Annotated in this window: 25 protein-coding genes; 16 read left to right on the forward strand and 9 right to left on the reverse strand. The window is 74.1% G+C overall.

Translation table 11 applies throughout. From position 1 onward, the window contains the following. Positions 1 to 11: 11 nt before the first annotated feature. On the reverse strand, positions 12 to 1514 hold the full coding sequence (locus BLU42_RS00445; RefSeq protein ID WP_197680559.1) for an MFS transporter: 1503 nt from the start codon (positions 1512 to 1514) through the stop codon (positions 12 to 14). A 33-nt stretch (positions 1515 to 1547) separates the two neighbouring features. Here BLU42_RS00445 and BLU42_RS00450 point away from each other — a divergent pair, with 33 nt between their 5' ends. After that, positions 1548 to 1994: a DUF1810 domain-containing protein gene (locus BLU42_RS00450; RefSeq protein WP_091072163.1), complete on the forward strand. Its 447-nt coding sequence runs from the start codon at positions 1548 to 1550 to the stop codon at positions 1992 to 1994. A gap of 13 nt (positions 1995 to 2007) precedes the next feature. On the opposite strand, the gene BLU42_RS00455 is transcribed toward BLU42_RS00450, so the two are convergent. Together BLU42_RS00455 and BLU42_RS20970 are read right to left on the reverse strand one after the other, a co-directional pair. After that, the gene (locus BLU42_RS00455) at positions 2008 to 3135 is read right to left on the reverse strand and encodes an LLM class flavin-dependent oxidoreductase (RefSeq protein WP_197680560.1); all 1128 of its coding nucleotides are present in this window, start codon (positions 3133 to 3135) and stop codon (positions 2008 to 2010) included. A gap of 42 nt (positions 3136 to 3177) precedes the next feature. Beyond that, positions 3178 to 3525, reverse strand: a complete 348-nt coding sequence (locus tag BLU42_RS20970) for an AAA family ATPase (protein WP_197680561.1) — start codon at positions 3523 to 3525, stop codon at positions 3178 to 3180. A gap of 70 nt (positions 3526 to 3595) precedes the next feature. On the opposite strand from BLU42_RS20970, the gene BLU42_RS00460 reads away from it, so the two are divergent. Further along, positions 3596 to 3880 carry a VOC family protein gene (locus BLU42_RS00460; RefSeq protein WP_231918366.1) on the forward strand — a complete coding sequence of 95 codons (285 nt, stop codon included), beginning with the start codon at positions 3596 to 3598 and terminating at the stop codon, positions 3878 to 3880. Positions 3881 to 3989: 109 nt separating this feature from the next. Here the strand turns inward: BLU42_RS00460 and BLU42_RS00465 are convergent, their stop codons facing one another. Further along, positions 3990 to 4250 (reverse strand): hypothetical protein, encoded by a 261-nt coding sequence (locus tag BLU42_RS00465; RefSeq protein ID WP_091072167.1) that lies wholly within the window; start codon positions 4248 to 4250, stop codon positions 3990 to 3992. Positions 4251 to 4323: 73 nt separating this feature from the next. On the opposite strand from BLU42_RS00465, the gene BLU42_RS00470 reads away from it, so the two are divergent. Beyond that, positions 4324 to 5124, forward strand: a complete 801-nt coding sequence (locus BLU42_RS00470; protein ID WP_091072171.1) for an HAD-IIA family hydrolase — start codon at positions 4324 to 4326, stop codon at positions 5122 to 5124. Here the strand turns inward: BLU42_RS00470 and BLU42_RS00475 are convergent. Then, positions 5049 to 6278 (reverse strand): MFS transporter, encoded by a 1230-nt coding sequence (locus BLU42_RS00475; RefSeq protein ID WP_091072175.1) that lies wholly within the window; start codon positions 6276 to 6278, stop codon positions 5049 to 5051. The genes BLU42_RS00470 and BLU42_RS00475 overlap by 76 nt on opposite strands. A gap of 2 nt (positions 6279 to 6280) precedes the next feature. Beyond that, a complete protein-coding gene (locus tag BLU42_RS00480; RefSeq protein ID WP_231918367.1) occupies positions 6281 to 7708 on the reverse strand; it encodes an MDR family MFS transporter in 1428 nt (475 codons plus the stop codon). A 381-nt stretch (positions 7709 to 8089) separates the two neighbouring features. Between BLU42_RS00480 and groL the strand changes: the two genes are divergently transcribed. Further along, a complete protein-coding gene (groL, locus tag BLU42_RS00485) occupies positions 8090 to 9712 on the forward strand; it encodes a chaperonin GroEL (RefSeq protein WP_091072182.1) in 1623 nt (540 codons plus the stop codon). 131 nt (positions 9713 to 9843) lie between these two features. Here groL and BLU42_RS00490 read toward each other — a convergent pair whose 3' ends face one another. After that, positions 9844 to 11052: an MFS transporter gene (locus BLU42_RS00490; RefSeq protein WP_157719701.1), complete on the reverse strand. Its 1209-nt coding sequence runs from the start codon at positions 11050 to 11052 to the stop codon at positions 9844 to 9846. A gap of 203 nt (positions 11053 to 11255) precedes the next feature. Between BLU42_RS00490 and BLU42_RS00495 the strand changes: the two genes are divergently transcribed. Next, positions 11256 to 12752: a right-handed parallel beta-helix repeat-containing protein gene (locus BLU42_RS00495; protein WP_091072191.1), complete on the forward strand. Its 1497-nt coding sequence runs from the start codon at positions 11256 to 11258 to the stop codon at positions 12750 to 12752. Between the two features lie 111 nt (positions 12753 to 12863). On the opposite strand, the gene BLU42_RS00500 is transcribed toward BLU42_RS00495, so the two are convergent. Further along, on the reverse strand, positions 12864 to 13616 hold the full coding sequence (locus tag BLU42_RS00500) for a DeoR/GlpR family DNA-binding transcription regulator (RefSeq protein ID WP_197680562.1): 753 nt from the start codon (positions 13614 to 13616) through the stop codon (positions 12864 to 12866). 229 nt (positions 13617 to 13845) lie between these two features. Here BLU42_RS00500 and BLU42_RS00505 point away from each other — a divergent pair, with 229 nt between their 5' ends. Genes BLU42_RS00505 through BLU42_RS00530 form a run of 6 tightly spaced genes read left to right on the forward strand, consistent with a single transcriptional unit; the run spans position 13846 to position 20688 of the window. Then, positions 13846 to 15186: an ABC transporter substrate-binding protein gene (locus BLU42_RS00505; RefSeq protein ID WP_157719702.1), complete on the forward strand. Its 1341-nt coding sequence runs from the start codon at positions 13846 to 13848 to the stop codon at positions 15184 to 15186. Further along, complete coding sequence (locus tag BLU42_RS00510) at positions 15183 to 16163, forward strand: carbohydrate ABC transporter permease (protein WP_091072198.1); 981 nt, start codon at positions 15183 to 15185, stop codon at positions 16161 to 16163. The genes BLU42_RS00505 and BLU42_RS00510 overlap by 4 nt, the downstream gene beginning before the upstream one ends. Next, positions 16160 to 17050 carry a carbohydrate ABC transporter permease gene (locus BLU42_RS00515; RefSeq protein WP_091072202.1) on the forward strand — a complete coding sequence of 297 codons (891 nt, stop codon included), beginning with the start codon at positions 16160 to 16162 and terminating at the stop codon, positions 17048 to 17050. Before BLU42_RS00510 ends, BLU42_RS00515 begins: the two co-directional genes overlap by 4 nt. Next, a complete protein-coding gene (locus tag BLU42_RS00520) occupies positions 17047 to 18501 on the forward strand; it encodes a family 4 glycosyl hydrolase (protein ID WP_091072206.1) in 1455 nt (484 codons plus the stop codon). Before BLU42_RS00515 ends, BLU42_RS00520 begins: the two co-directional genes overlap by 4 nt. Beyond that, a complete protein-coding gene (locus BLU42_RS00525) occupies positions 18498 to 19676 on the forward strand; it encodes an SIS domain-containing protein (protein ID WP_091072210.1) in 1179 nt (392 codons plus the stop codon). The genes BLU42_RS00520 and BLU42_RS00525 overlap by 4 nt, the downstream gene beginning before the upstream one ends. A gap of 1 nt (position 19677) precedes the next feature. Next, on the forward strand, positions 19678 to 20688 hold the full coding sequence (locus tag BLU42_RS00530) for an N-acetylglucosamine kinase (protein ID WP_091072215.1): 1011 nt from the start codon (positions 19678 to 19680) through the stop codon (positions 20686 to 20688). A 4-nt stretch (positions 20689 to 20692) separates the two neighbouring features. Here BLU42_RS00530 and BLU42_RS00535 read toward each other — a convergent pair whose 3' ends face one another. Then, on the reverse strand, positions 20693 to 22030 hold the full coding sequence (locus BLU42_RS00535; protein WP_091072217.1) for a hypothetical protein: 1338 nt from the start codon (positions 22028 to 22030) through the stop codon (positions 20693 to 20695). A 113-nt stretch (positions 22031 to 22143) separates the two neighbouring features. Here BLU42_RS00535 and BLU42_RS00540 point away from each other — a divergent pair, with 113 nt between their 5' ends. The 5 genes from BLU42_RS00540 to BLU42_RS00560 all read left to right on the forward strand — a co-directional run bounded on the left by BLU42_RS00540 (position 22144) and on the right by BLU42_RS00560 (position 26451). Next, positions 22144 to 23289, forward strand: a complete 1146-nt coding sequence (locus tag BLU42_RS00540; protein WP_231918368.1) for a dipeptidase — start codon at positions 22144 to 22146, stop codon at positions 23287 to 23289. Further along, a complete protein-coding gene (locus BLU42_RS00545; protein ID WP_091072226.1) occupies positions 23286 to 24005 on the forward strand; it encodes a copper homeostasis protein CutC in 720 nt (239 codons plus the stop codon). Before BLU42_RS00540 ends, BLU42_RS00545 begins: the two co-directional genes overlap by 4 nt. A 2-nt stretch (positions 24006 to 24007) precedes the next feature. Continuing rightward, positions 24008 to 24271, forward strand: coding sequence for a DUF4031 domain-containing protein (locus BLU42_RS00550; protein ID WP_091078955.1), 264 nt, complete (start codon positions 24008 to 24010; stop codon positions 24269 to 24271). Positions 24272 to 24392: 121 nt separating this feature from the next. Further along, positions 24393 to 24668: a UBP-type zinc finger domain-containing protein gene (locus BLU42_RS00555; RefSeq protein ID WP_091072229.1), complete on the forward strand. Its 276-nt coding sequence runs from the start codon at positions 24393 to 24395 to the stop codon at positions 24666 to 24668. A gap of 13 nt (positions 24669 to 24681) precedes the next feature. Further along, positions 24682 to 26451 (forward strand): FAD-dependent oxidoreductase, encoded by a 1770-nt coding sequence (locus tag BLU42_RS00560; RefSeq protein ID WP_231918369.1) that lies wholly within the window; start codon positions 24682 to 24684, stop codon positions 26449 to 26451. The last annotated feature ends 20 nt before the right edge of the window (positions 26452 to 26471 follow it).

Consider the following 26471-nt stretch of genomic DNA (forward strand, 5'->3'; position numbering starts at 1 on the left):
CGGCTCCGGCGTCAGGCCGCGTGCCGCGGGACCGCCTCCTCCGCCGCGTGCTGCGGCTCGGGGTGGTGCTCCTTGCGGTTGCGGCGCAGCAGGTCCGCGAGCGCGAAGAGCAGGGCCACGACGACCGCCGCGATCGTGGTCCGCAGCGACACCGACAGGGCCTCGGCGTAGTCGCCCCTGGTGCTGCCCAGGGTCGAGAAGAACTGCGCCAGGATCACCGCCACGCCGATGGCCGACCCCACGCGCTGCGCGGTCTGCAGCATCCCGCCGCCCGAGCCCGCCTCGGCCGGGTCGACCTCGGCGAGGGTCAGCGTGACGTTCGGGGTGATGACGAACCCGCCGCCGAAGCCGGCCACGAGGAAGGCCGGCGCGAGCTTGAGCCCGACCATCCCGGACAGGTGCGGCACGAGCAGGTCGATGGCCAGCAGGCCGACGCTCACGGTCACCAGGCCGAACACGGCCAGCCAGCGCCCGAAGCGCTCGACGAGCCGGCCGCTGAGCAGCGCGGCTATGGCCCCGGCGACGGCGAAGGGCGTCGTGGTGAGCCCGGCCTCCAGCGCGCTGTAGCCGAGGCCGACCTGCAGGTAGAGCGTGACGACCAGGAAGATCGCGGTGAAGCCGGCGAAGTAGAAGGTGCCGAGGCTGAGCCCGAAGACGTACGCGGGCACCTTGAGCAGGCGCAGGTTGATCAGCGTCTCCTTGCCGCGACCGCCCCACGAGCGCTCCCACAGCACGAAGGCGATGCCGAGGACGGCGGCGACCCCGAGCAGCCACCAGGGACGGCTCGACAGCGGGGTGCCCTGGGAGCCCTCGACGAGGGGCCACAGCACGAGCAGCACGGCGGCGGCGAAGAGCAGGACGCCGACGGGGTCGAGGCTCTGCCCGCGCTTGGTCGGGGCGCTCGCGGGCAGCAGCCTGCGGGCGAGGAGCACGACGGCGATGCCGATCGGCACGTTGACGTAGAAGACCAGGCGCCAGCCGAAGTCGGGCCCGCCGAGCTGGACGAGCAGGCCGCCGAGCAGCGGGCCCGCCGCGGTCGACAGGCCGATGGTCGCGCCGAAGATCGAGAACGCCTTGGCGCGGTCCCGGCCCTGGAAGAGGTTCTGGATGAAGCCCGACACCTGCGGGGTGATGATGCCGCCGCCGATGCCCTGCACCACCCGGGCGACGGAGATCGTCGTCGGGTTGGGGGCCAGACCGGCCGCGGCGCTGGCCAGGGTGAAGAGGGCGACGCCCGCCATGAACACCGCCCGGCGGCTGCGCGCGTCGCCCAGGCGGCCCATCGGGACGAGCACGATGCCGAAGGCGAGGGCGTAGCCGGCGACGATCCACTGCACGTCGCTGTCGTCGGCCTGCAGACCCTCCCGTAGCGTCGGGAGGGCCACGTTCACGATGCTGACGTCGAGCAGCGTCATCGCACCCGCGGCCATGACGACGGCCAGCGCACGCCACCGCGACCGGTCGGGCTGCGCCTCGTCGGCGCGGGCGGGATCAGACGTGGGCGCGGATGTCACAGGAGGTTTGTACCCAGCGGCAGGGGGTCTCGGATGCAGAGGTCAGATATCGATCGCCCCGACCTGGACCGGTTCGTCGCGGCGCAGGACGCGGGCGGCACGTACGCCGCGGCCCTGCGGGAGCTCCGGGCCGGGCGCAAGACGTCGCACTGGATGTGGTTCGTCTTCCCCCAGCTCGCCGGCCTCGGGCGGAGCAGCACCGCGCAGGCGTACGCGGTCGGTTCGCTCGCCGAGGCGCGGGACTACCTGGCCCACCCGGTGCTGGGACCGCGGCTGCGGGAGTGCGCCGCAGCCCTCCTGACGCACGCCGACCGCAGCGCGGAGACGGTCCTCGGAGGCATCGACGCGCTCAAGCTGCGCTCCTCGATGACGCTCTTCGCCCGGGCCGTGCCGGAGGAGGAGGTCTTCCAGCGGGTGCTCGACGCCTTCTACGCCGGCGAGCCGGACGCGCGCACCGACGCGCTGCTCGGTCTCGGCTGAGGGCCGGCGGCACTCAGCGCAGCCGGGCGACCACGGGCTCGAGGCGGCGCAGGTCGTCGGCGTCGACGAGGTCGGGCAGCGCGACGAAGACCGTGCCGGCCTCGGCCTCGGCCAGCCCGGCGTAGCGGGCCGCGTGGTCGGCGGCGGTGCCGGCGTGGTGCTGCCGGGCGTACGCGGTCGCCGGCACCCGGCCTCGCAGGCGCTCGACGCGCCGGGCGACGTCCTCGCGGTCGGTGCCAAGGACCGGGACGTCGAGGACGGTGACCTCGACGTCGTCGGGGTCGCGGCCGAGCTCGGCGCAGTGCCCGCGCAGCACGGCCCGGCGCCGGGCGAGGCGGGCCTCGTCGGAGCTGGGCAGGTTCCAGGCGTCGGCCTGCTCGGCCACGACGCGCAGCAGCCGGTCGCCCGAGCCGCCGACGACGATCGGCACCTGCCCGACGGGGCGCGGGTAGCAGGTCGTCTCGGGCAGGTGGACGTAGCGGCCTGCGTACGCCTTGGTGCCCGGCGCCCACAGCGCGCGCATCGTCTCGATCGCCGTCTGCAGCTGGCCGATCCGCGTCCCGGGGGCGGGCAGGTCGAGCCCGAACGTCTGGTGCTCGCGCAGCCACCAGCCGGCGCCGAGCCCGCAGAAGGCGCGGCCGCCGCTCAAGGCGTCGAGCGTCGCCACCGCCTTGGCCACGATCCCGGGAGCCCGGAACGTGACGGGGCTGACCAGGGTGCCGAGCCGCAGCCGCGTCTCGAGCCCGGCCAGCAGGCCGAGAGCGACGTACGGCTCAGGGATCGGCTCCCAGGCGCGGTCGACCTGGGGGATCTGCACCAGGTGGTCCATCAGCGCGATGCCGTCGAGCCCGATCGCGTCCGCGGCCCTCGCGAGGTCGGTGAGCCAGCGGGTCGGGTCCCCGACGTCCTCGCCCCACGGGAAGCGGGACACCTGCAGCACCAGCCGCGGGCCACCGTGGGCAGGCGTCGAGGCCGGGTCCTCCTCGGCGAGGTTCGGCGCGGGCGTCCGGTCGTCGCTCTGGCGGACTACGACGACCGCGTCCCAGTCCTCGCGCTCGGCCCCCTCGTCGGCCGGCCGCCAGCGTTCCGGGTCGTGGGCGTCGACGAGCGCCCGGGCGCGGCGCAGCTGCTCGGTGACCACGCGGGCGGGGACCGGGCGGTCGCGGGCGCTGTTCCGCGCCCGTCAGAGCGCGGGGGCGGTGTCGAGGACGACGAGCACGGCCGGGAGGTCGGCGGCCCGGGCGAGGGCGAGGTGGTGGGCGCGGCGCCGCGCGTCGAGGCCGAGGGTGTCGACGACGACGGTCAGCCCGCGCCGCAGCCGCGCCGCGACGACCTGGTCGAGCAGGGCGAAGGCGTCGTCGGTCGCGTCGAGGTCGTAGGGGCCGCTCCCGACCGCGGCCCGCAGCGCGTCGGACGAGGCGACCTCGCTGGCCCGGTAGCGCTGCGCGGCCCAGGTCGACTTGCCCGACCCCGCCGCGCCCGCGAGGACGACCAGCGCGGGCCCGTCCCACACCGGCGCCGTGTCCTCCACGGGCGCGAGTCTGGCAGCATCGCCGGCACGGACCGCGGGGTCACCGGGACGCCGGGCGGAGGGGGGACGCGTGACGGACGCACGACCGGGGCTGCACCTGCGCGGCCTCGTCCTGGACACGCCCGACCCGCCGGCGCTGGCGCGCTTCTACGCGCGGCTGCTCGGTTTCACGGCGACGACGGACGAGCCGGAGTGGGTCGTCCTGGCGAACCCGGACGGCGGCCCGGGGCTGCACTTCCAGCGCGAGGAGCACTACCGGCCGCCGGTCTGGCCCGCGGGGCCCGACGACGTGGCGATGATGGCCCACCTCGACGTCGAGGTGGACGACCTCGACGCAGCCGCGGCGTGGGCCTAGGAGTGCGGGGCGCGGGTGGCCGGCTTCCAGCCGCAGGAGCACGTCCGCGTCTGCCTCGATCCCGACGGGCACCCGCTCTGCCTCTACGTGGAGCTCTGAACCCTTCCGGTCAGCGCGGGAAGTCCTCGACGCGCACGGTCTTGACCGTCCCGCCGTCGAGGTAGCGCACCGTCAGGCCGTCGCTGCCCGTGGTGCTGCTGCCGACCTGCACGCCGCCGCTGGCCGGTGCGGCGGCGGGGGTGGCCGGGGCTGCGGGAGCGGTCGGCGCGGGGTCGGCCGGGGCCGGGTCGCTGCAGCCCGAGAGCGCCAGCGCGAGCACGGCGGCGGCTGGGAGGCCGAGCTGGAGCGGGCGGAGGAGACGGGTGCGCATGTCGTCTCCCAGCGTACGGAGCGCGGGCAAGACCCCGTGGCGACGACGGCGAGGCGGCTGCCAGCCTGGAGCCATGAGCGAACACCACCCCGTGCGCACGTGGCTGACCGACATGGACGGCGTCCTGGTCCACGAGGAGCAGGCGCTGCCGGGGGCGGCCGAGTTCATCGCCGCGCTGCAGGAGAACGCGGTGCGCTTCCTCGTCCTGACCAACAACTCGATCTACACCGCGCGTGACCTGCGCGCGCGGCTGCTGCGCAGCGGCATCGACCTGCCCGAGGAGGCCATCTGGACTTCGGCGCTGGCGACCGCGCAGTTCCTGAGCGAGCAGATGCCGGGCGGGTCGGCGTACGTGATCGGCGAGGCGGGGATGACCACCGCCCTGCACGACGTGGGCTTCGTCATGACCGAGCGCGACCCGGACTACGTGGTGCTGGGAGAGACGCGCACCTACTCCTTCGAGGCGATCACGCGGGCGATCCGCCTCATCGAGCGCGGGGCGCGGTTCATCGCCACGAACCCGGACGTCACGGGCCCCTCGCCCGAGGGGCCGCTGCCGGCGACGGGGTCGGTGGCCGCGATGATCCGCCAGGCGACGGGCATCAAGCCCTACTTCGTCGGCAAGCCCAACCCGTTGATGATGCGCTCGGCGCTGAACCGGCTCGAGGCGCACTCGGAGTCGACGGTGATGATCGGCGACCGCATGGACACCGACATCGTCGCGGGCATGGAGGCGGGGCTGCGGACCGTGCTCGTCCTCACCGGCTCGACCCGGCGGAGCCAGATCGAGGGCTACCCCTACCGTCCGACGCGCGTGGAGGACTCCATCGCCGACGTCGTGCCGCTGGTCTCCGAGCTGGCGCCGAGCGCCTGACGCCGCCGCGCGCGGAACCCGAGCTGGAAGGCCAGCAGGGCCAGGGCGGTCGCGGCCGCCCCGGCGAGCGGGAGCGCGACGGGACCCACGGCGAGAGCGGCCGCGCCGAGCAGCGGCGCGACGGCGATGCCGACGTACATGGCGGTGGAGTACCAGCCGAGGGTCAGCCCGGCGATCGACGGGTCGACGCCGACGAGGCGGTGCTGCAGCGGGACGACGGCGGCGAACGCCACCACGCCCCAGACGCCGAACAGGATCGCGAGCGCGACGTACGAGCGCTCCTCGACGGCCAGGAGCACGAACACCGCGACGAGCGCACCCGTGGCGACGGCGGCCGTCACCCGGTTGCCGAACCGGTCCGTGACGGGCCCGGCGAGGGCCGTGCCGACCACGCCGCCGGCGCCGTAGAGCAGCAGGAGCAGGGCCAGCAGCCGCCCGTCCCCGCCGGTCGCGCCCTCGGTGAGCCGGGCGCTGAAGATGTAGACGACGTTGAAGCCGGTCGTGACGAGGGCCGCGGCGAGCAGGACGAGCGAGACCCGCGGGTCGCGCAGCACGCCGACCCGGGCCGCGAGGCTGGTGGCCGCCCCGAGCGGGACCGGGCCGAGGCGCAGCAGGACGGCGACGGCGAGCAGGAGGGCGAGGCCCGCGATGGCGAGCATCGTCACGCGCCAGCCGACGAGGGCGGCGAGCGCGGTCCCGAGCGGCGAGCCGACGGCGGAGGCGAGGGTGAACCCCAGCCCGGTCGCGGCCAGGGCGAGGCCGCGCTGCTCGGGGCGCAGCATGGCCGGGGCGGCGGCCGTCGCCGTCGGGACCAGCGCGGCCCCGCCGAACGCGGCCAGCACCCGACCGGCGATGAAGACGAGGAGGCCGGGTGCGAGGGCCGCCACGACGGTGCCCCCGGCGACGAGCACCAGCCCGACGGCGATCAGGGCCGTGCGCGGGACCCAGGGGAGCAGCACCCCGACCAGCGGGGAGGCGATCGCGACCACTGCCGCGTACCAGGTGATCGAGGAGGCCACCGCGGTCTGCGGGGCGTGCAGCTCGCCCGCGATCGAGGGCAGGACGCCGGCGATGACGAAGGCGTTGGTGCCGACGACGAACAGCCCGGCGGCGAGGAGCGCGAGGCGCTCCGCCGTGCGTACGCGGCCGCGCATCCTCAGGCGACCGTCGTGACGCGGCGCGGCATGCAGAGCACGGCGACGAGCATCACCGCCGCGCCGACGACCGAGGCGAGGAAGACGTTCTGCAGCGCCGCGGCCATGACGGCCGGGGCGATCGAGCTGGCCGTGCTCGCGTGCGTGCCCACGGTGGTGCCGAGCCCGGCGTTGGCGATGGCGCCGAAGACGGCGATGCCGAGGGCGCTGCCCATCGAGCGGGCGAACATCGAGGTGCCGGTGACGACGCCGCGCACGCTCCAGTCCACGGAGGACTGCGCGGCGACCAGGATCGGGGCCGCGACGAAGCCCATGCCGATGCCGATGACGAAGCAGGTGGCCCCGACCTGCCCGATCGAGGTGGTGGGGCGCAGCAGCGTCAGGCCGGCGACGCCGACCAGCCCGATGAGGGTGCCGAGCAGCGCGGTCGCCCGGAAGCCGATCCGCAGGTAGACCCGCCCGGACATGGACGCGGCGATCGGCCAGCCCAGGGTCAGCGCGGCGAGCGCGAAGCCGGCGACGAGCGCGTTGTGGCCGAGCACGTTCTGGGCGTAGAGGGGGACGTAGGAGGTCAGCCCGATGAGGACCGCGCCGATGGCGAGGCTGGCGATGCTGGTGCTCACGAGCAGCCGGTTGCGGAAGACCCAGGTCGGCAGGATCGGCTCGGCGGCGCGCCGCTCGACGAAGCCGAACGCGACGACCAGCACCAGGCCCGCGGCCGGGACCCCGATTCCCGGCAGCGTGAGCCAGGACCACAGGACGCCGCCCTCGAGCAGGCCGAGGATCAGCAGCGAGGCGCCGAGGGTCAGCAGGACGGCTCCGGCGACGTCGACCTGGTGCTTCACCCGCTCGACCTTCTCGTGGAAGCGGCGCGAGATCATCCAGAAGGCCACGGCGGCCAGCGGGATGTTGATGAAGAAGATCCAGCGCCAGTCGAGCGTCTCGACGAAGACCCCGCCGAGCGTCGGGCCGACGACCGACGAGATCGCCCAGACGCTGGCGAGGTAGCCCTGGACCTTGGCCCGCTCCTGCAGCGTGTAGATGTCGCCGACGATCGTCATGCACGTCGGCTGGATCGCGCCGGCGCCGAGGCCCTGGAGCGCCCGGAAGGCGATCAGCGCGGGCATGCTCCACGCGACGCCGCAGAGCACGGACGCGACGCCGAAGACGGCGATGCCGGCCAGGACGACGGGCTTGCGCCCGTAGGAGTCGCTGAGCTTGGCGAAGATCGGCACGGTCACGGCCTGCGTGAGCAGGAAGATCGAGAACAGCCACGGGAACTGCGAGAAGCCGCCGAGGTCGTTCACGACCGAGGGGACCGCGGTGGCGAGGATCGTCGCGTCGATCGCGATGAGGCCCATGCTGAGCATCACGCCCAGGAGCACGGGGCCGCGCTCGGAGCGGAGGCCGACCGAGGCCCTCGTGATCACGGGTTCCGCGTCGACGGAGGTACGGGTCTGGCTGGCCACGTCCAGTCGGAACACCCGACGGAGCCGATCCATTCCTGCTGAATGTTCTTTCTCGGCCGAGGTCCGGCCTTGTCCCGCAGGGCGGTCGCCGCGCCGTCGACGGGCCGGACGAGGGGGCTCGGAGGAGGGGCCGTACGCGGGGCGGGGGAGTGCGCCGAGGAGTCGCGTCGACGGCCTCGGAAGTGTTTGCACTCACACGGGGCGAGTGCTAAACATGGGGTTAGCACTCGGCAGGTGAGAGTGCCACCTCCTCAGTCGGCGAGGTCCCCATGGACCGTCCGTCGCGGGCGCCGGCCGGGGAGCAGCAGCAACCACTCACGTCCAACAGAGGATTCGCCACACATGCCGAAACTCATCCAGTTCAACACCGAGGCGCGGCGCGGCCTCGAGCGTGGCATGAACACGCTCGCCGACGCCGTGAAGGTGACGCTCGGCCCCAAGGGCCGCAACGTCGTGCTCGAGAAGAAGTGGGGCGCCCCCACGATCACGAACGACGGCGTCTCCATCGCCAAGGAGATCGAGCTCGAGGACCCGTACGAGAAGATCGGTGCCGAGCTCGTCAAGGAGGTCGCCAAGAAGACCGACGACGTCGCGGGTGACGGCACCACCACCGCGACCGTGCTGGCCCAGGCGATGGTCCGCGAGGGCCTGCGCAACGTCACCGCCGGCGCCAACCCGATGAGCCTCAAGCGCGGCATCGACAAGGCCGTCTCGGCCATCGTCGAGCAGCTGCAGGCCGCCTCCGTCGACGTGGAGACCAAGGAGCAGATCGCCGCCACCGCGTCGATCAGCGCCGGTGACTCCACCGTCGGCGAGATCATCGCCGAGGCGATGGACAAGGTCGGCAAGGAAGGCGTCATCACCGTCGACGAGTCGAACACCTTCGGCCTCGAGCTCGAGCTCACCGAGGGCATGCGCTTCGACAAGGGCTACATCTCGCCCTACTTCGTCACGGACACCGAGCGCATGGAGACCGTGCTCGACGACCCGTACATCCTGATCGTCAACAGCAAGGTGTCGGCCCTCAAGGACCTGCTCCCGCTGCTCGAGAAGGTCATCCAGGCCGGCAAGCCGCTGGTCGTCATCGCCGAGGACGTCGACGGCGAGGCCCTGGCCGCGCTGATCGTCAACAAGATCCGCGGCACCTTCAAGTCCGTCGCCGTCAAGGCCCCGGGCTTCGGCGACCGCCGCAAGGCCATGCTCGGTGACATCGCCATCCTCACCGGTGGCCAGGTCATCTCCGAGGAGGTCGGCCTCAAGCTCGACGGCGTCGGGCTCGAGCTGCTCGGCCAGGCCCGTTCGGTCGTCGTCACCAAGGACGAGACCACGATCATCGAGGGCGCCGGGTCGAGCGACCAGATCGCGGGCCGGGTCAGCCAGATCCGCACCGAGATCGACAACTCCGACTCCGACTACGACCGCGAGAAGCTGCAGGAGCGTCTGGCCAAGCTGGCCGGCGGTGTCGCGGTGATCAAGGTCGGCGCGGCCACCGAGGTCGAGCTCAAGGAGCGCAAGCACCGCATCGAGGACGCCGTCCGCAACGCCAAGGCTGCGGTCGAGGAGGGCATCGTCGCCGGCGGCGGCGTGGGCCTGCTCCAGGCGGCCAAGGACGCCAAGGTCGACCTGTCCGGCGACGAGCAGATCGGCGCGGAGATCGTCTTCACCGCGGCCTCGGCCCCGCTGAAGCAGATCGCCTTCAACGCCGGCCTCGAGGGCGGCGTCGTGGCGGAGAAGGTGCGCAACCTCCCCTCCGGCCAGGGCCTCAACGCGGCGACCGGCGAGTACGTCGACCTGGTCAAGACCGGCATCATCGACCCGGTGAAGGTCACCCGCTCGGCGCTGCAGAACGCGGCCTCGATCGCGAGCCTGTTCCTCACCACCGAGGCCGTCATCGCCGACAAGCCGGAGAAGGCCCCGGCCATGCCGGCCGGTGGCGACGGCGGCATGGGCGGCATGGACTTCTGAGTCCCTGCTCCACCTGCACCACCTGCACGAGCTGAGAGGCGGTCCCCTTCGGGGGGCCGCCTCTTGGCGTTCCGTACGTCCCCGCGAGCGGTAGGTTGCCGCGCGAGTTCGGGCGGAAAGAGCGCCGCAACCTACCGCTCGGCGAGGGGGAGGTGAGCGTCGGAGGGCTCGACGGGTGCGACGTGCTCGAGGGGCGTTCTCGCCCAGCGGCTGCAGGCGAGGCCCGCGCCGAGCAGGGCGAGCACGGCGGTGGCGCCGAAGAGCGGCAGCGCGGGGGCGTGGCTGTAGCCGAACCCGCCCAGCGACGCGCCGGCGACCGGGGCGACGCCCATCAGGACCGTCTGGAGCAGGGCCTGGCCCCGGGCGCGCGACCGCGGCGGGAAGGCGGCCCGGACCGCGGTGACCAGCCCGACGTAGACCAGCGCGTAGCCGGCGCCGCGCACGGCGCTGGCCGCGACCAGCACCCACGGCTGCGCGAACGCGCCGTACAGCGTCACCGCCGCCGCGAACAGCAGCCCGCCGAGCAGGACGGTCCGACGAGCCCCGAGCCGGGCGGAGACCGACGCGCTGCTGCGCATCAGCGGGATCTCCGCCGCCGCGCCGACGACGGCGCTGACGCCGACCACCCACACCGCGCCGCCGGCGTCGACGATGCGCAGGGGCAGGACGGTGAAGGCGGTCGCCATCGCGACGCCGAAGACGAGCACCCCGCCCAGCAGCACCAGGACCGGACGGGTGAGGAGCCGGCCGGTCGGCTCCGCGCCCGGGGAGTCGAGCGGCCCGAGCGCGTGGACGGGCGACATCCCCCGCGTGCTCAGCGCGGCCACGACGAGGGTCGCCGGGTACGCGAGGAGCACGAGCCCGAGGCCGGTGCGCTCAAGCGCGAGTCCCCAGACCCCGACCGTCACCGCGAACCCGGCGCTGGCCCACATCCGGACGCGACCGTAGTCGGACGAGCCGCCCGCGGCGCTGACCGCGAGGGCGTCGGCCAGGGCCTCGCCCGGCGCGCGGGCGGCCGCGAGCAGCAGCGCGCAGAGCACGAGCGCGGGCACGACCCGGTCGGCGGCGAGGAGCGCGAGGGAGGCCACGCCGGCGAGCGCGCAGGACAACTGCAGCGCCCGCGTGACCCCGACCGGGCCGTCGGCCAGCCGGCCCCACAGCGGGATGACCAGGACCCCGACCGCCGACATCAGCCCCACGACGAGGCCGGCGCCGGTCGCCGTGAGGCCGCGGTCGGTCAGGTAGAGCACGAGGTAGGGCAGCAGCGTGCCGATGCCGCCGCCGACCGCCGCGTACAGCACGCGCAGGCGGCGCCCCTCGGGATCGGCGTCCGGGGTCACGACGCACCACGCTAGGAAGGCGGGCCCGGACGCGGCAAGGAGCCGGTCAGCCGCGCTGAGCGGTTCGGCGAAGCGCTCAGCGCCGGTGAGCACTTGGCGTCGAGCGGCGACATCGGCGTCCGCCCGCCGCAGCATGAACCCGAGCCCGGACTTCCGCCCCGACGGGGTGGCGCGACCCGTCCCCGGGCCGGGAGGAGTCCCCGATGCAGGACGTACGGACGTACCGGACCCCGCGGGCCCGCCGGCTCCGGCGCGGCGCCGCCGCAGGGGTGGCGCTGCTCGTCGCCCTCGGCACCGGCGCCGCCGTCTCCCTCCCGGCCTCGGCCGACCCCGGCCGTACGGCGGCTGCGGCTAAGAGCCGCACGCTCGTCGTCGCGGCGAACGGTGACGACCGCGCCGCCGGGACGGCCCGCCGCCCGCTGGCCACGGTGCAGGCCGCCGTCGACCGGCTGCCGCAGGGCGGGACGGTCGAGCTGCGCGGCGGTCGCTACGCCCAGCGCGTGAGCCTCGGCGCCTCGGTGCACGACCTCACGATCCGCCCGTACGGTCGCGAGCACCCGGTGCTCGACGGCGCCGGCCTGGACGTGCCCGACGGGCGCAGCGCGATGGTCGAGGTCGATGGCAGCCGTCGGGTGACGGTCCGGGGTTTGGAGGTCACCGGCTACCGCACGACGGCGATCGACGCGATGCCCATCGGGGTCTACGTCCACGGCCCGGCGCGCGACGTGACGGTGGAGGACCTCCACGTGCACCACCTGGGCAACGACAACGGCACGCTCGGCAGCTTCGACCTCAACGCCCACGGCATCGCCGTCTACGGCGACTCCGTCGAGCACCCGATCACCGGGCTGCGGATCGAGGGCAACGAGGTCGACCACCTCGTGCTCGGCGCGAGCGAGGCCGTCGTGGTCAACGGCAACGTCGACGGCTGGCGGGTCAGCCGGAACTTCGTGCACGACAACAACAACATCGGCATCGACGCCATTGGCTACGAGCCGACGCTGCCCGAGCCCTACCGCTACACCGACCGCAACCGCGCCCGCAACGGCGTGATCAGCGACAACGTCGTCCGCAACACGATCTCCAAGGGCAACCCCTCGTACTACGAGGACGGCGAGTGGTGCAACTGCGCCGACGGCATCTACGTCGACGGCGGGACCAGGATCACGATCGAGCGGAACGCGCTCTCGGGCAACGACATCGGCGTCGAGGTCGCGGCCGAGAACGCGCGGGGGAGCGCGGACCACGTGCTCGTGTCGCGCAACGTGATCACGCGCAGCGCGTACGTCGGGATCGCCACGGGCGGCTACTGCAACGGTTCCGAGGCCTGCGGCGGGGAGCAGACCGGGCGGGCCCACGACAACCGCTTCGAGCGCAACACCCTGTACGCCAACAACCGGCTGGACGACGGCTCGCCGGAGGTGCTCGTCCAGTACTACGCCTACCGCACGAGCTTCACCCGCAACCGCGTGTGGGCGACGAACGACGCCCGCGCCGTGATCGGGACGGTGGACGGCGCCGGGTCCGACGGCCTCAGCACGCCGCTGAAGGCCGACCGGAACACCTACTGGGCGACGGGCGGCACACGGACGGCGACGTTCGGGTCGCTGGGGACGACGTACACCGGCTTCGAGACGTACCGGAAGGCCACCGGCCAGGACCGGCACAGCCGGTTCGCGAAGTTCCGCCTGCCGCGCTGAGGAGCAACGCTCCCTGAGCTTGTCGAAGGGCCTCGAAGAGGTTGGCGTTGTTTGCAGGGCAGAAGAACGCCAACCCGTTCCGGGCCCGCTGACGAGCTCAGGGAGCGGTCGTCAGACCGCGATGACCGCGACGCCGGCCTGGCGGACGGGCTCGAGGGCCTCGGGGGCCGCGCCGCGGTCGGTGACCAGGTCGGTGAGGCCGGAGAGCGGGCTGATCCGGGCGAAGGTGACACGGCCGATCTTGGAGCTGTCGGCGACCACGAGGCGGCGGCGGGCCTGGGCCAGGAAGGCCGCGTCCGTCGTCGCCTCCATCTCGTCGTAGGTCGTGCAGCCCTCGGCCGACAGCCCGTCGACGCCGATGAAGGCCAGGTCGAGGTGGTAGTTGGCCAGCATCGTCTCGGCCGCGGGCCCGACGAGCTCGCGCGAGCGGCGCACGATGCCGCCGATCATCACGAGCCGGATGCCGGGGCGCCCTGCGAGCTCGGAGGCGACGTCGATCGAGTTGGTGACGACGGTGAGGCCGCGCCGTTCCCTCAGCACCCGGGCCAGCTCCAGGGTCGTCGAACCGCCCGTCAGCCCCACCACCGCGCCCTCGCCGACGAGCGCGGCCGCCGCGCGGGCGATGCGGCGCTTCTCGGGCTGGCGGAGCACGGCCTTGACCTGCGCCGGCACCTCGTCCTCGGCCGCCTGCGACACGGCGCCACCGTGGGTGCGGACCAGGAGCTGGCTGCGGCTCAGCGCCTGCAGGTCGCGGCGCACGGTCGCGCCCGACACACCCAGCCGCTCGGCGAGGGCGGCCACGTCGACCCGCCCGGCCGAACCCACCTGCTCGAGGATCGCGTCGAGCCGCTCGGTGCGCTGCACGGCCGTGAGCCTAGCAACACGACCGTTACCGATTCGGCAGCTGGGACTGCGCACTCGATCATTCTCGTGCGCATTTGCTCGGAACTGTTGACCTGCAGATGTGCGAATGCTTGATTCTGCTCCACGGCTGCGCAGTCCTCCACGAACTGCGCAGCACCGTGCAGTCGCTCGACCACCACCCAGCACACAGGACGCTGACCCCGAGAAGCACCGGACACGGAGGCACGACATGACCAGGAGCGCACGAGGGGCGCGGACGACGCTTCGGCTCGCGGCAGGGCTCGGCTCGGCCGTCCTGCTGCTCGCGGGGTGCGGCGGGGGAGGCGGCGGCCAGGCGGGCGGCGGCTCGACCCAGACCAGCGGCGTGACGATCACCGTCGCCCTGGCCGCCGACCCGCCGCCGAAGGCCGCGCTGGACGACTTCACCAAGCAGACCGGCATCACGGTCAACTGGGTGAACATCGACTGGGACAGCCTGCAGACCAAGATCAGCGCGGCGGCGACCGCCAAGACCTACTTCGCCGACGCCACCGACGTCGACTGGTCCCGCGTCGGCCAGCTGGGCAAGCTCGGCTGGTTCTACCCGATGGGCGACTACGTCGACGTCGAGTCGATGAAGGCCGACATGCCGCAGCTCGCGTCCTTCACCAGCGACGGCAAGGTCGTCGGGATCCCGTACGACGCCTCGTTCATGGTCACGACCTACAACAAGAAGCTCTTCGACGCCGCCGGCGTGACGAAGGAGCCGACGACGATGACCGAGTACACCGACGCCCTGACGAAGGTGAAGGCCAAGGGCGACGTCGAGCACCCGCTGGACATCCCCTTCGCCGCGGCCGAGGGCCTGTCGACCTACTGGTACCAGACCACCAACGCGTTCGGCGGGAGCGTGCTCGACGACGCGGGCAAGCCGCAGTTCACCGACCCGGGCTCGGCCGGCTACAAGGCCGCGCAGTGGATGGTCGACGCGATGAAGAACGGCCTCGTGCCGCCCGGCAACATCAACGTCACCGACAGCCAGGGCCAGCAGACGCTGATGGCCAAGGGCGAGGTCGCCAGCATCTTCTCCGACTACTCCGGCACCGTCGGCACCCTCTACGACGTGCCCGACCAGTCGTCGGTCAAGGGCCAGGTGCGCTACCTCAAGACCCCGGGCGTCACGGGGACGACGGCCAACCTCAGCAACCCCGACGGCGTCGGCATCCCCAAGGAGGCCAAGTACCCGCAGGCGGCGGCGAAGTTCATCGAGTGGTTCACCTCGGAGTCGCAGCAGGTCGACTTCGCCGGGGTGAACGGCCCGGAGAAGGCCTTCACCGCCTTCCCGATCCCGTCCCGGCTGTCGGCGGTCGAGAAGATGACCTCGAGCGGCAACCTCGTCTACGGCAAGGAGCTGGAGCAGATGCTCTCGGGCTCCAAGCCGGTCTTCCCGGGCGGCGCCCCGACCTGGTACCCGCAGTTCTCCAACGCCGTCTACACGAACCTGCACGCGGCGGCCACCGGCTCGATGAGCGTCGACGACGCCATCAAGGCCATGGGTGACACCGCGACCAAGCTGTCGAGCGGTCAGTGAGCTCGACGCGACCCACGAGCCGGACCGGGGCCGCCGGGGTCGTCGAGGCATCGCGCGCGGGGCACGTCGGGGACGGCACCACGCCGTCCCCGGCGGGGCGACGGCGGCACAGCACGGACGCGGGACCGCTGCCGTACGTGCTGGTGGCGCCGGTGATCATCTTCATCGCCGGCCTCGCCTTCGTGCCGGCGGTCTTCACGATCGTGCAGTCCTTCTTCACGGTCAACGCGCTCGACCCGCCCACGCGCTTCTCGGGGCTGTCGAACTTCAGGAACCTCCTCGAGAGCGACGCGATCCGCAGCAGCGCGGCGAACACCGCGCTCTACGTCGTCGTCGGCGTCACGCTCTCGACGGTGCTCGGCGTCGCGATGGCGATCCTGCTGCAGCGCCCGTTCCGCGGCCGCAGCCTGGTGATCGCGGTCCTGATCCTGCCGTGGGCGCTGCCGGGCGTGGTCGAGGGCATCCTGTGGAGCGGCATCTTCGACCCGAACGCGGGCCTCGTCACCAGCGTGCTGGGTGACCTCGGGCTCGGCGGCGGACAGGTCCTCCTCGGGCCGAACCGGGTGCTGACCATCGTCCTCATCGAGCTGGTGCAGGTCTGGCAGATCACGCCGCTCTCGGTGCTGCTCGTGCTCGCCGCGCTCCAGCTCATCCCCGACGAGCTCTACGAGGCCGCGCAGATCGACGGCTGCAGCCGCTGGGGCGCGATCCGCCAGATCACCCTGCCGCTCGCCCGGCCGGGCATCGCGGTCTGCATGGTGCAGGCGCTCGTCGCCACGCTCAACGTCTTCGACCAGCCGTACGTGCTCAACGGGGCCGCGGCCACCGGCGCGACGGTGACGATGCAGACGTACTTCGTGAGCTTCCAGAACCTCGACTTCGGGCAGGGCTACGCGCTCAGCCTCCTGATCACGGTGGTGACGCTGGTGGGTTCGTTGCTGATCGTCAAGGCCGTCTACCGCAAGGTCGAGCTGTGAGCGCCGCGGTGGGGGCGACCCCCCGCGTCGCCGCCGGACGGCGCCGTCACCGGACCGGGCGGATGCCGGTGGGCCGGGTCATCGGGATCGTCCTGGCCGTGCTCTGGTCGGTCGTGCCGATCTACTGGGCCGTCAAGACCAGCCTGCAGACCGAGGCGGACGCCCGCTCGACCGACACCCAGTACGTGCCTCTGCGCCCCACGCTGCAGAACTACGCGCGCCTGCTGACCGACGACAGCGACGTGCCGGCCCAGATCCGCCGCTCGACGCTGAACATCGTCGTCGAGTGCGGCCTGGCCACGATCGTCACGGTCGTGCTCGCGACGCTGGCCGCGTACGCCTTCGCGCGGTTCCGCTTCCGCGCCCGCACCGTCCTCTTCTACGCGGTGCTGGCGACGATGGCCTTCCCGCCGTACACGACGCTCATCCCGCTCTACCGGATCATGAGCCTCTTCGGGCTGGTCAACACCTACGCCGGCATCGTGCTGGTCTACGTCTCCGGCTTCCTGCCGCTGGCGACCTGGGTGCTGCACAACTACTTCGCCTCGATCCCGCAGGGCATCGAGGAGGCGGGGCTGATCGACGGCGCCGGACGGCTGCAGGTGCTGCGCCACCTGCTGCTCCCGCTCGCCGTGCCCGGGATCATCTCGACGGCGTTGATCACGTTCCTCTTCGCCTGGGGCCAGTTCCTCTTCCCGCTGGTGCTGTCGAGCGACCTGTCGACGCAGCCGCTGACCGTGGTCATCGCCGCGCTGCAGGGCCGCCACGTCGTGCCCTCGACGCTGCTCAACGCGGCCGGCGTGCTGGCGATCATCGTCCCGGCGGCGCTCGCGCTGGTCTTCAACCGCTACATCGTCAACGGGCTGCTGGCCGGGAGCGCCAAGTGAGCGCCGACGCCGGGAGCAGCCGGTCGATCGTCCTGATCGGGGCCGGGAGCACCGTCTTCACCCCAGGCCTGATGGCCGACCTCGTCAGCAACCGCACCTTCGACGGCTGGACGGTGCACCTGGTCGACCTCAACGCCGAGGCGGCCGAGGTGATGGCCCGCGTGGGGCGGCGCCTGGCCGAGGCCCGCGGCGCGGACGTCACGTTCGTCCCGCACACCGACCGGCGCGAGGCGCTGCCCGGCGCGCGCATCGTCACCACGACGATCGCGGTCGGCGCGGCGGAGGGCTGGGGGCTCGACCTGGAGGTCCCCGGCGCGTACGGGGTCGTCCAGACGGTGGGGGACAGCGTCGGCCCGGGCGGGGTGCTGCGCGCGCTGCGGCACGTGCCCGAGCTGGTCGCCATCGCCCGCGACGTGGCCGACCTCGCGCCGCGGGCGCAGCTGGTCAACTACTCCAACCCGCTCACGGCCAACGTGCGCGGGGTGACCGCGGAGACCGGCGTGCCGACGATCGGGCTCTGCCACGGGACGATGCACACCCTGGCCAAGCTCAACGCCGACCTCGGGCTGGCCGACCGCGCGGACGAGGTGCACGCGACCTTCGCGGGGCTCAACCACCTGTGCTGGCTGCTGGACTACCGCCTCGGCACCGAGGACCTCTACCCGCGCCTCGCCGCGCTGGTCCAGGAGCGCGCAGGCGGCCACGACACGCCGACCTCGGGCGAGGAGGGCGTCCACCTGCCCGTGTCGGCCGACCTCTACCGCACGTTCGGCCGCTACCCGGCGCCGGGCGACCGGCACGTGGCCGAGTTCTTCGGCTGGTACCTGCGCTCCAGCGACGGCAGCGCCGTCGAGGAGGACCACCTGCCCTGGGGCCTGCAGCAGGGCCGCGACGACACGATCCGCTACATCGGGCAGAAGGCCGACCTCTGGGAGCGGCTGCACGACCAGGCCGACGGCCGCGTCCCCGTCGACGGGGCCCGACGCGACCAGGAGGCCGAGCGGCTCGTGTCGATCGCCGAGGCCCTGGTCACCGGCCGGGAGCACGTCGAGCTCGCCGTGAACGTGCCCAACCGCGGCGCGATCGCGAACCTGCCCGACGACGCCGTCGTCGAGGTCCCCGCCGTGGTGGGCGCCGCCGGCGTCGTGCCGCTGCGCGTCGGCCCGCTGCCGCCGGCGATCGCCGCGGTGCTGACCGCCCGGGCCCAGCAGCAGGAGCTCACCGTGCAGGCGGCGCTGCGCGGGGACCGGGAGCTCGCCCTGCAGGCGCTCGCCCTCGACCCCCTGGTGCCGGGCCCCGACGTCGCCCGCAGGATCCTGGACGACGCGGTCGGCGCCCACGGCCCGACGCTCGCCGCCTTCTCCAGCCCTGACGACGCCGCCAGGCCTGACACCGCCGCCGGGTCCCCGGCGCGACCCCACGCAAGCCCCGCACGGACGGAGAACGCATGACCAGCTCGACGACCGAGGCCGACCAGGTGGCCCTGCCCGGGATCGACCCCGGCGGTTCGGCGACCTCGGCCGAGATCGCCCAGCAGCCCCGGGTCTGGCGCGAGCTCGGCGACCTGCTCGCCGGCGCGTCGGAGGAGATCGACGCCTTCCTGCGCCCGCTGCTCGCCCGGCCCGAGCTGCGGGTCGTGCTGACCGGCGCGGGGTCGTCGGCGTTCGCCGGCGAGCTGCTCGCGCCGTCGCTGTCGCTGGCCCTGGGGCGCCGGGTCGACCCGGTGGCGACCACGACGATCGTCAGCAGCCCGGCGGCGGTGTTCGTGGGGGACGCCCCGACGCTGCTGGTCTCCTTCGCCCGCTCCGGCGACAGCCCCGAGAGCGTCGCCGCGGTCCGCCTCGCCGACGCGCAGCTGGGCGAGGTCTGGCACCTCCTGGTCAGCTGCAACAGCGAGGGCGAGCTGGCGCGCACCTTCGCCGACGACGACCGCGCCCTGGTGCTGCCGCTGCCCGCGGCGACGCACGACGCCGGCTTCGCGATGACCTCGAGCTTCACCTCGATGGTCCTGGCCTGCTGGGCCGCGCTCACCGGGACCGCCGGCGCGCGCGACGCCCACGAGCGGCTGGCGAGCGCCGCGGAGGACCTGCTGTCCGCAGCGCCCGACGTCGCGGAGCTGGCCGATCGCCGGCCGCGGCGCGTGGTCTACCTCGGCAGCGGCTCGCTCACCGGGATGGCCCGCGAGTCGGCGCTCAAGCTGCTCGAGCTGACCGCCGGCGACGTCCTCGCCTACCACGAGAGCCCGCTCGGCTTCCGGCACGGGCCCAAGGCGCTGCTGAGCGACGACACGCTCGTCGTCGTGCTCCGCTCCGGCGACGCCTACACCGCGCAGTACGACGACGACATCGTCACCGAGCTCACCCGTGAGCTCGGCCGCGAGCAGGTCGTCGTGCTCGGCGCGCGCGAGCTGCCCTCCGCGCTGGCCGGCGCCGTCGGCTGGTCCTGGGTCGCGAAGGGCCTCGACGGGCTCGACGACGCGCAGGCAGCCGTCGTCCACGCGGTCTTCGCGCAGCTGCTCGCGCTGCGCAGCTCCGTCGTCCGCGGGCTGACGCCGGACAACCCGTTCCCCTCCGGCGAGGTCAACCGGGTCGTGCAGGGCGTGACCCTGCACCCCTTCCCCGCCTGAGGTGGCGACGAACGGGGCGAACGGGGCGACCGGGGCGACCGGGACCTTTCTCGGCGTCGACTCGGGCGGCACCAAGACCGCGCTCTGCGTGGTGTCGGCCGACGGCCGCGTGCTCGCGCAGCGCGAGGCGCCCAGCGCGTACTACCTCGGGGCCGGCCAGGCGAGCGGCCCCGAGCTGGTCCGGCGGGTGCTCGCCGAGGCCGTGCCCGGCGTGTGCGCGGACGCCGGTGTCGAGCCGTCGGCCCTGGGCGGCGCCTTCTTCGGCCTGCCCGCGTACGGGGAGGCGAGCGCGGACACCCCGGCGCTCGACGCGATCCCGCGCACGGTGCTCGGACACGACCGCTACGGCTGCGACAACGACATGGTGTGCGGCTGGGCGGGTTCGCTGGGGCTCGAGGCCGGCGTCAACGTGGTCAGCGGCACCGGCTCGATCGCGTACGGCGAGCACGAGGGCCGCCACGCCCGCGTCGGCGGCTGGGGCGAGCTCATGGGCGACGAGGGCTCGGCCTACTGGATCGGCCTGCGCGGGCTGCAGGCCTGGACGCGGATGACCGATGGCCGCGCCCCGGTCGGGCCGCTGCACGCGCTCCTCGGCGCCCGCCTCGACCTCGCCGAGCCGCTCGACCTCGTGAGCCTGGTGCACGACACCTGGGGCGGCGACCGCAGCACGATCGCGGGCCTCGCGCCCGTGGTCGTCGAGGCGGCCGAGGCCGGTGACGCGGTCGCCGGGGCGGTCGTCGAGGAGGGCGCGGCCGAGCTGGTCGCGCTGGTGCGGGCGACCACCGCGCGGCTGGGGTTCGGCGTCGACGAGGCGGTCCCGGTGTCGTGCTCGGGCGGGGTGTTCCGCTCGGCGACCGTGCGGGCGCGGTTCGCTGAGGGGCTCGCGGCCGCCGGCCGCTTCGACCTGCGGCCGGCCCGCTTCAGCCCCGTCGTCGGCGCCGCCCTCTACGCCGCGCGCGAGGCCGGCACCCCGCTCGGCCCCGACGCGCTCGCGCGCCTCGAGGCGGCCTAGCCGTTCAGGAGCGGGGGAGCGCGGCGACGACGCGGCCGGGCTCGCTGGCGAAGCCCCCGCCCTGCACCTCGGCCGGCAGCGGCGTCGGCCACGCGGAGGTCGTCCAGCCCGACGGCGGTGTGCTCGGGTCGTAGGTCCAGGTGGCGGCGGGCCCGTCGACGGTGGGCAGCACGGCCGCGTCCGCGACGCGCTCCACGGGGACGTCGGTGAACGGCTCCAGGTCGGGGAGGGCGACGTCCACCCGCTCCGTCCCCGCGGGCAGCGGGCCGACCTGCGTGGTCAGCCGCGCCGACCCGCCGGCCTCGCGCAGCCCGCGCGACCACAGGCCGAGCCCCGAGCACAGGCACTCGTACGCCGTCCGGCCCGCGACGCGCGTGGTGGTCCACAGCACCCCGGTGCTCGTCGGCGGACGTCCGCGGACCTCCAGACGGGGCCCGCTCGCCGGGATCGCCGTGGTCACCCGGACGCCGCCCGGCGTGGGGCGGGACAGCGGGGCGACCGCACGGGTGCGGGTGTCCTGGTCGTCGACGGAGGTGAGGGTCCACTCGACCGACGTCAGCCCGCCCGAGGCGACCACCCGGTCGACGACCACGCTCTGCAGGTCCCCGGTGGTGCCGGTCAGGGCGTGGAGACGGGCCCCGGTGGCGGCGGTGCGCTCGGGAGCGGGCCGGGTCAGGTCGGTCGGGGTCCGCGCGACCGGGGCCTGCCCCACGGGCGTGACGGGGACGCCGGGCACGACGGCAAGGTTCGGCAGGGCGACGTCGACCCGCGTCGTCGCCGCGGGCAGCACGGGGAAGGCCAACTGCAGCAGCCGGGTCTCGCCGAAGCGGAGCCGCGGCAGGACGGCGATCAGCGGCGTGCACAGGCAGCGGCTCGGCCGGTCCGGCGAGACGCCCGCGAGCGGCCGGTAGACCCGCTCGGCCCCCGGGTCGAGCAGCGCCAGGTCCTGCTGGCCGGGCAGGCTGCGGTCGAGCGCGAGGTCCGTGCCGCTCGGCAGCGGCTCGCCGGCCCGGGCCCCCGGCCCGACGAGCGGCGTGACCGACCAGTCGAGCACCGTCGCCGTGCCGGTGCGGCGCACGGCGTGCACGGCGAAGCGGACGGTCACGTCGAGGCCGTCCGCGGTCGTCCACACGGCCTCGCCGACCACGGGCAGCCGCGGGTCGGTGGCCTCGGGGGCGGCCACCGGCGTCGGGTCCACGGTCGGGCCGGTCGAGGGCGACGTCGGGGTGGGGACGGGGGTGGAGAACAGGCCCGGCTCCTCGGCGCCCCAGCTGCAGGCCGGGAGCGCCACGACCAGCGCCAGGCCGAGCGCGACGGCCGCCCTCCGCGCCCCGGTCGCCACGACGAGAGCGTAGGCGGGGTGTCGGGCCCGGCGGGTGGCGAGGCGGCGCCGTCCCGTGTCCTAGGGTCGTCGCAGCCGGCGGGTCCGACCCGGCCGGAGAGCCGGGAGGTCTGGTGCCGCAACCGCTGGTGGTCGACGGCCACAACGACCTGCCCTGGGCGCTGCGGGAGACCGGCTACGACTTCGACGCGGTCGACGTGGCCAAGTCCCAGCCGCAGCTGCACACCGACCTGCCGCGCCTGCGCGCCGGCGGGGTCGGCGCGCAGTTCTGGTCGGTCTTCGTGCCCTGCAGCCTGCGCGGCGGCGACGCCGTCACCGCGACGCTGGAGCAGGTCGACGCCGTCCGGACGATGGTCGCGCGCTACCCCGACGACCTGGTGCTCGTCACCGATGCCGACGGGCTCGAGGCCGCGCTGGCGTCCGGACGCATCGGCAGCCTGATGGGGGCCGAGGGCGGCCACAGCATCGACGGCTCGCTCGGGGCGCTGCGGGCGCTGCACGCGCTCGGTGTGCGCTACCTGACGCTGACCCACAACGAGAACACGGACTGGGCCGACTCAGCCACCGACGTGCCCCGCCACGGCGGGCTGACGCGCTTCGGGCGCGAGGTCGTCGCCGAGCTCAACCGGCTGGGCATGCTCGTCGACCTCTCCCACGTCGCCGCCACGACGATGCACGACGCACTCGACGTCACCGCCGCGCCGGTGGTCTTCAGCCACTCGAGCGCCCGGGCCGTCGCCGACCACCCGCGCAACGTGCCCGACGACGTCCTCGCCCGCCTGGCCGACAACGGCGGGGTCTGCATGGTCACCTTCGTGCCGCGCTTCGTCAGCCCGGCCGCCGCGGCGTGGTCGGCCGAGGTCCACGACGCCGCGCTCGCCGCGGGCGTCGACGCCCGGGACCTGGGCGCGCTCGACGCGTTCTCGGAGGCGTACGAGCCCGCCTGCCCGCCCGCCACGCTCGCCGACGTCGTCGCGCACGTCGAACACGTGCGCGAGGTCGCCGGCGTCGAGCACGTCGGGCTGGGCGGCGACTACGACGGCACGCCGACGACGCCGCAGGGGCTGGAGGACGTCTCGCGCTACCCGGCGCTGCTCGACGCCCTGCGGCAGCGCGGCTGGACCGAGCCCGAGCTCGTCGCCCTGGCCCACGGCAACGTCGTCCGCGTGCTGCGCGAGGCGGGTTCGGTGGCCGCCGGGCTGCAGGCGGTGCGCGGCCCGTCGACCGCCACTGTCGAGGCCCTGGACGGACCCGGGTGAGCGCGCTGCTCGAGGTCGTCGTCACCCACGCGGCCGACGCGCAGCGCGCCGAGGCGGGCGGGGCCGACCGGGTCAGCCTCATCGGTGAACCCCTGCCGGGCACCGAGCGCGAGGCCGGGGCGCTGTCACCCGCGCCCGACCTCGTCGAGCAGGTCCGCGCGGCGACGAGCCTGCCCGTCCGCCCGCTGCTGCGGCTGCGCGACGGCTACGGCACCGACGGCGGCGAGGTCGTCCGCCTGCGCGGGCTGCTGTCGGCATACGCGTCGGCCGGCGCGGACGGCGTCGTGCTCGGCTTCCTCAACGGCCTGACCGAGATCGACCTCGAGGTGCTCGCCGAGCTGATCGGCGACGGCGACCTCCGCTGGACCCACTCCCGCGCCGTCGACGCCTGCATCTCCACCGACCGCGCCTGGCGCGAGCTGCCGCACCTGCCCGGGCTCGACGCCGTCGCCACCGCCGGCTCCGCGCGCGGGGTCGCCGAGGGCCTCGACGAGCTCGTCGCCCGCGCCGAGGACGACCCGGCGACGCGCCGGCTGATCATGGCCGCGGGCGGGCTCGCGCCGGAGCACGTGCCGTGGCTCGTGCGGGCCGGGGTGTCGATGTTCCAGGTGTCGGGCCAGGTCCGCCCGCTCGGCTCCTGGAAGGCCTACGTCGACGCCGACCTCGTCGGCACCTGGCGCGCGCTGCTGGACAGCGAGGCGGGGACCCGCTCGTGATCATGGTCGACGACCCGACCTGGCCCGCGCACGGCCGGCTCTGGTCGCACCTGGCCAGCGACACCTCGTACGAGGAGCTGCACGCCTTCGCCGAGCGCCTCGGGCTGCCGCCCCGGGCGTTCGACGGCGACCACTACGACCTGGTGCAGGACCGCTACGCCGACGCCGTCGCCGCCGGTGCGGTCCCCTCGAGCTCGCGCGCCATCGTCGCCGCCCTCCACGCCGCGGGCCTGCGGCGCCGCAAGCGCTCCCGCCTCGCCCCCTGACTCGCCCCTCCCGAGCGCCGACGAGTCGTCGTCAGGCCCGGAGCGGGCGCGAGGAGGAGGAGTTGCGCCTGGTGCGAACGTGTCACCCTCCGTTCGCCGTCGGGGGGCAGGATGGTCCGCGATGAACCTGCACCCTTCCGTCTGCGCCCACCTCGAGGCGCAGCCGCTGACGCCCCGCCCGGCCGGCTTCGAGCCGTACTGCGCCGACTGCGCCTTCACCGGAGACCAGTGGACGCACCTGCGCCGCTGCCTGACCTGCGACCACGTCGCCTGCTGCGACGACTCGGTCAACCAGCACGCCAGCCGCCACCACGAGCAGACCGGGCACCCGGTGATGACCTCGGAGGAACCAGGCGAGAGCTGGCGCTGGTGCTTCGTCGACCAGCAGACGGCGTGAGGGACGAGCACCGATGAGCACCATGCAGAACCCGGCCGACCTGACCGCCGGCCCGACCCGCGGCGTCGGCGAGCCCGGCGACCGCCCGGCGACGCGGACCCGGCGCGACGGCGACGCCCCGCGCGAGGCCAAGCCGCTGATCCTCACCGTCGACGACGACCCGAGCGTCTCGCGGGCGGTCGCGCGCGACCTGCGCCGCCGCTACGCCGAGGACTACCGCATCGTGCGCGCCGAGGCCGGCTCCGTCGCCCTCGACGTGATCAAGGAGGTCGTGCTGCGCGGCGAGCAGGTGGCCGTGCTGCTGGCCGACTACCGGATGCCGCAGATGAACGGCGTCGAGTTCCTCGAGGCGGCCATGGACCTCGTGCCGCAGGCCCGCCGGGCGCTCCTGACCGCGTACGCCGACACCGACGCCGCCATCGCGGCGATCAACGTCGTCGACGTCGACCACTACCTGCTCAAGCCGTGGGAGCCGCCGGAGGAGAAGCTCTACCCGGTCGTCGACGAGATGCTGGCCAGCTGGCGGCGGGAGGGCCGCGCGCCGGAGCGCAAGATCAAGATCCTCGGCCACCCGTGGTCGCCGCCGTCGTACGAGGTCCGCGACTTCCTGGCGCGCAACCTCGTGCCCTACAAGTGGTACAACGTCGAGGAGCCCGACGGCTCGCGGCTGCTCGCTGCGGCCGGGCTCGGGCCGGGCGACGTGCCCGTGGTCGTCACGACCGGTGGCGAGGCGCTCTCCAAGCCGAGCCTGACCGCGCTGGCCGACGCGGTCGGTCTGGACACGACCCCGCGCGGCGACTTCTACGACGTCGTCATCGTCGGCGGCGGGCCGGCCGGTCTGGGCGCTGCGGTCTACGCGGCCTCGGAGGGGCTCAAGACCGTGGTCCTCGAGCGCTCCGCGGCGGGCGGCCAGGCGGGGCAGAGCTCGCGGATCGAGAACTACCTCGGCTTCCCCGACGGGGTGGCCGGCTCCCAGCTGACCGACCGGGCGCGGCGCCAGGCGCTCCGCCTCGGCGCGGAGCTGCTCACGGCGCGGACGGTCTCCGGGCTCAAGGCCAAGGGCCCGGCGCGCGAGATCACCTTCGACGACGGCCAGACGCTGCTGGCCCACACGGTGGTGCTCGCGACGGGCGTCTCCTACCGCCAGCTCGACGCGACCGGGGCCGACGAGCTGCTCGGCCGAGGCATCTACTACGGCTCCGCGTCGACCGAGGCGAGCGCGTGCGCCGGCGAGCACGTCGTGATTGTCGGCGGCGCCAACTCCGCGGGCCAGGCCGCGGTGTTCTTCTCCAACCACGCCGCCAAGGTGACCCTCGTCGTGCGCGGCGACTCCCTCGAGCGCTCGATGTCGGCCTACCTCGTCGAGCAGGTGCGCGCCCGCGACAACATCGAGGTGCGCACGGGCACCGTCGTGGAGGACTGCCAGGGCGGGGACCACCTGCGCTGCGTGACCCTGCACGACCGCACCACCGGCACCCGCGAGGTCGTCGACGTCGGGCACCTGTTCGTCTTCATTGGCGCGGCCCCGCTGACCGACTGGCTCGACGGCGAGGTCGTGCGCGACCGCGCCGGCTTCGTGCTCACCGGGCCCGAGCTGGTCGTCGAGGGCCGCCGGCCCGACGGCTGGGACCTCGACCGCGACCCGTACCTGCTCGAGTCGAGCCTGCCCGGCGTCTTCGTGGCCGGCGACGTCCGCTCGGCTTCGGTCAAGCGGGTCGCCTCCGCGGTCGGGGAGGGTGCGTTGGCGGTCACACTCGTGCACCGCTACCTCGCCGAGCAGTGAGCGGGCGCACCATGGGAAGA

Origin of the sequence: Microlunatus sagamiharensis (assembly GCF_900105785.1) — a bacterium.
In the GTDB taxonomy this organism is placed as follows: domain Bacteria; phylum Actinomycetota; class Actinomycetes; order Propionibacteriales; family Propionibacteriaceae; genus Microlunatus; species Microlunatus sagamiharensis.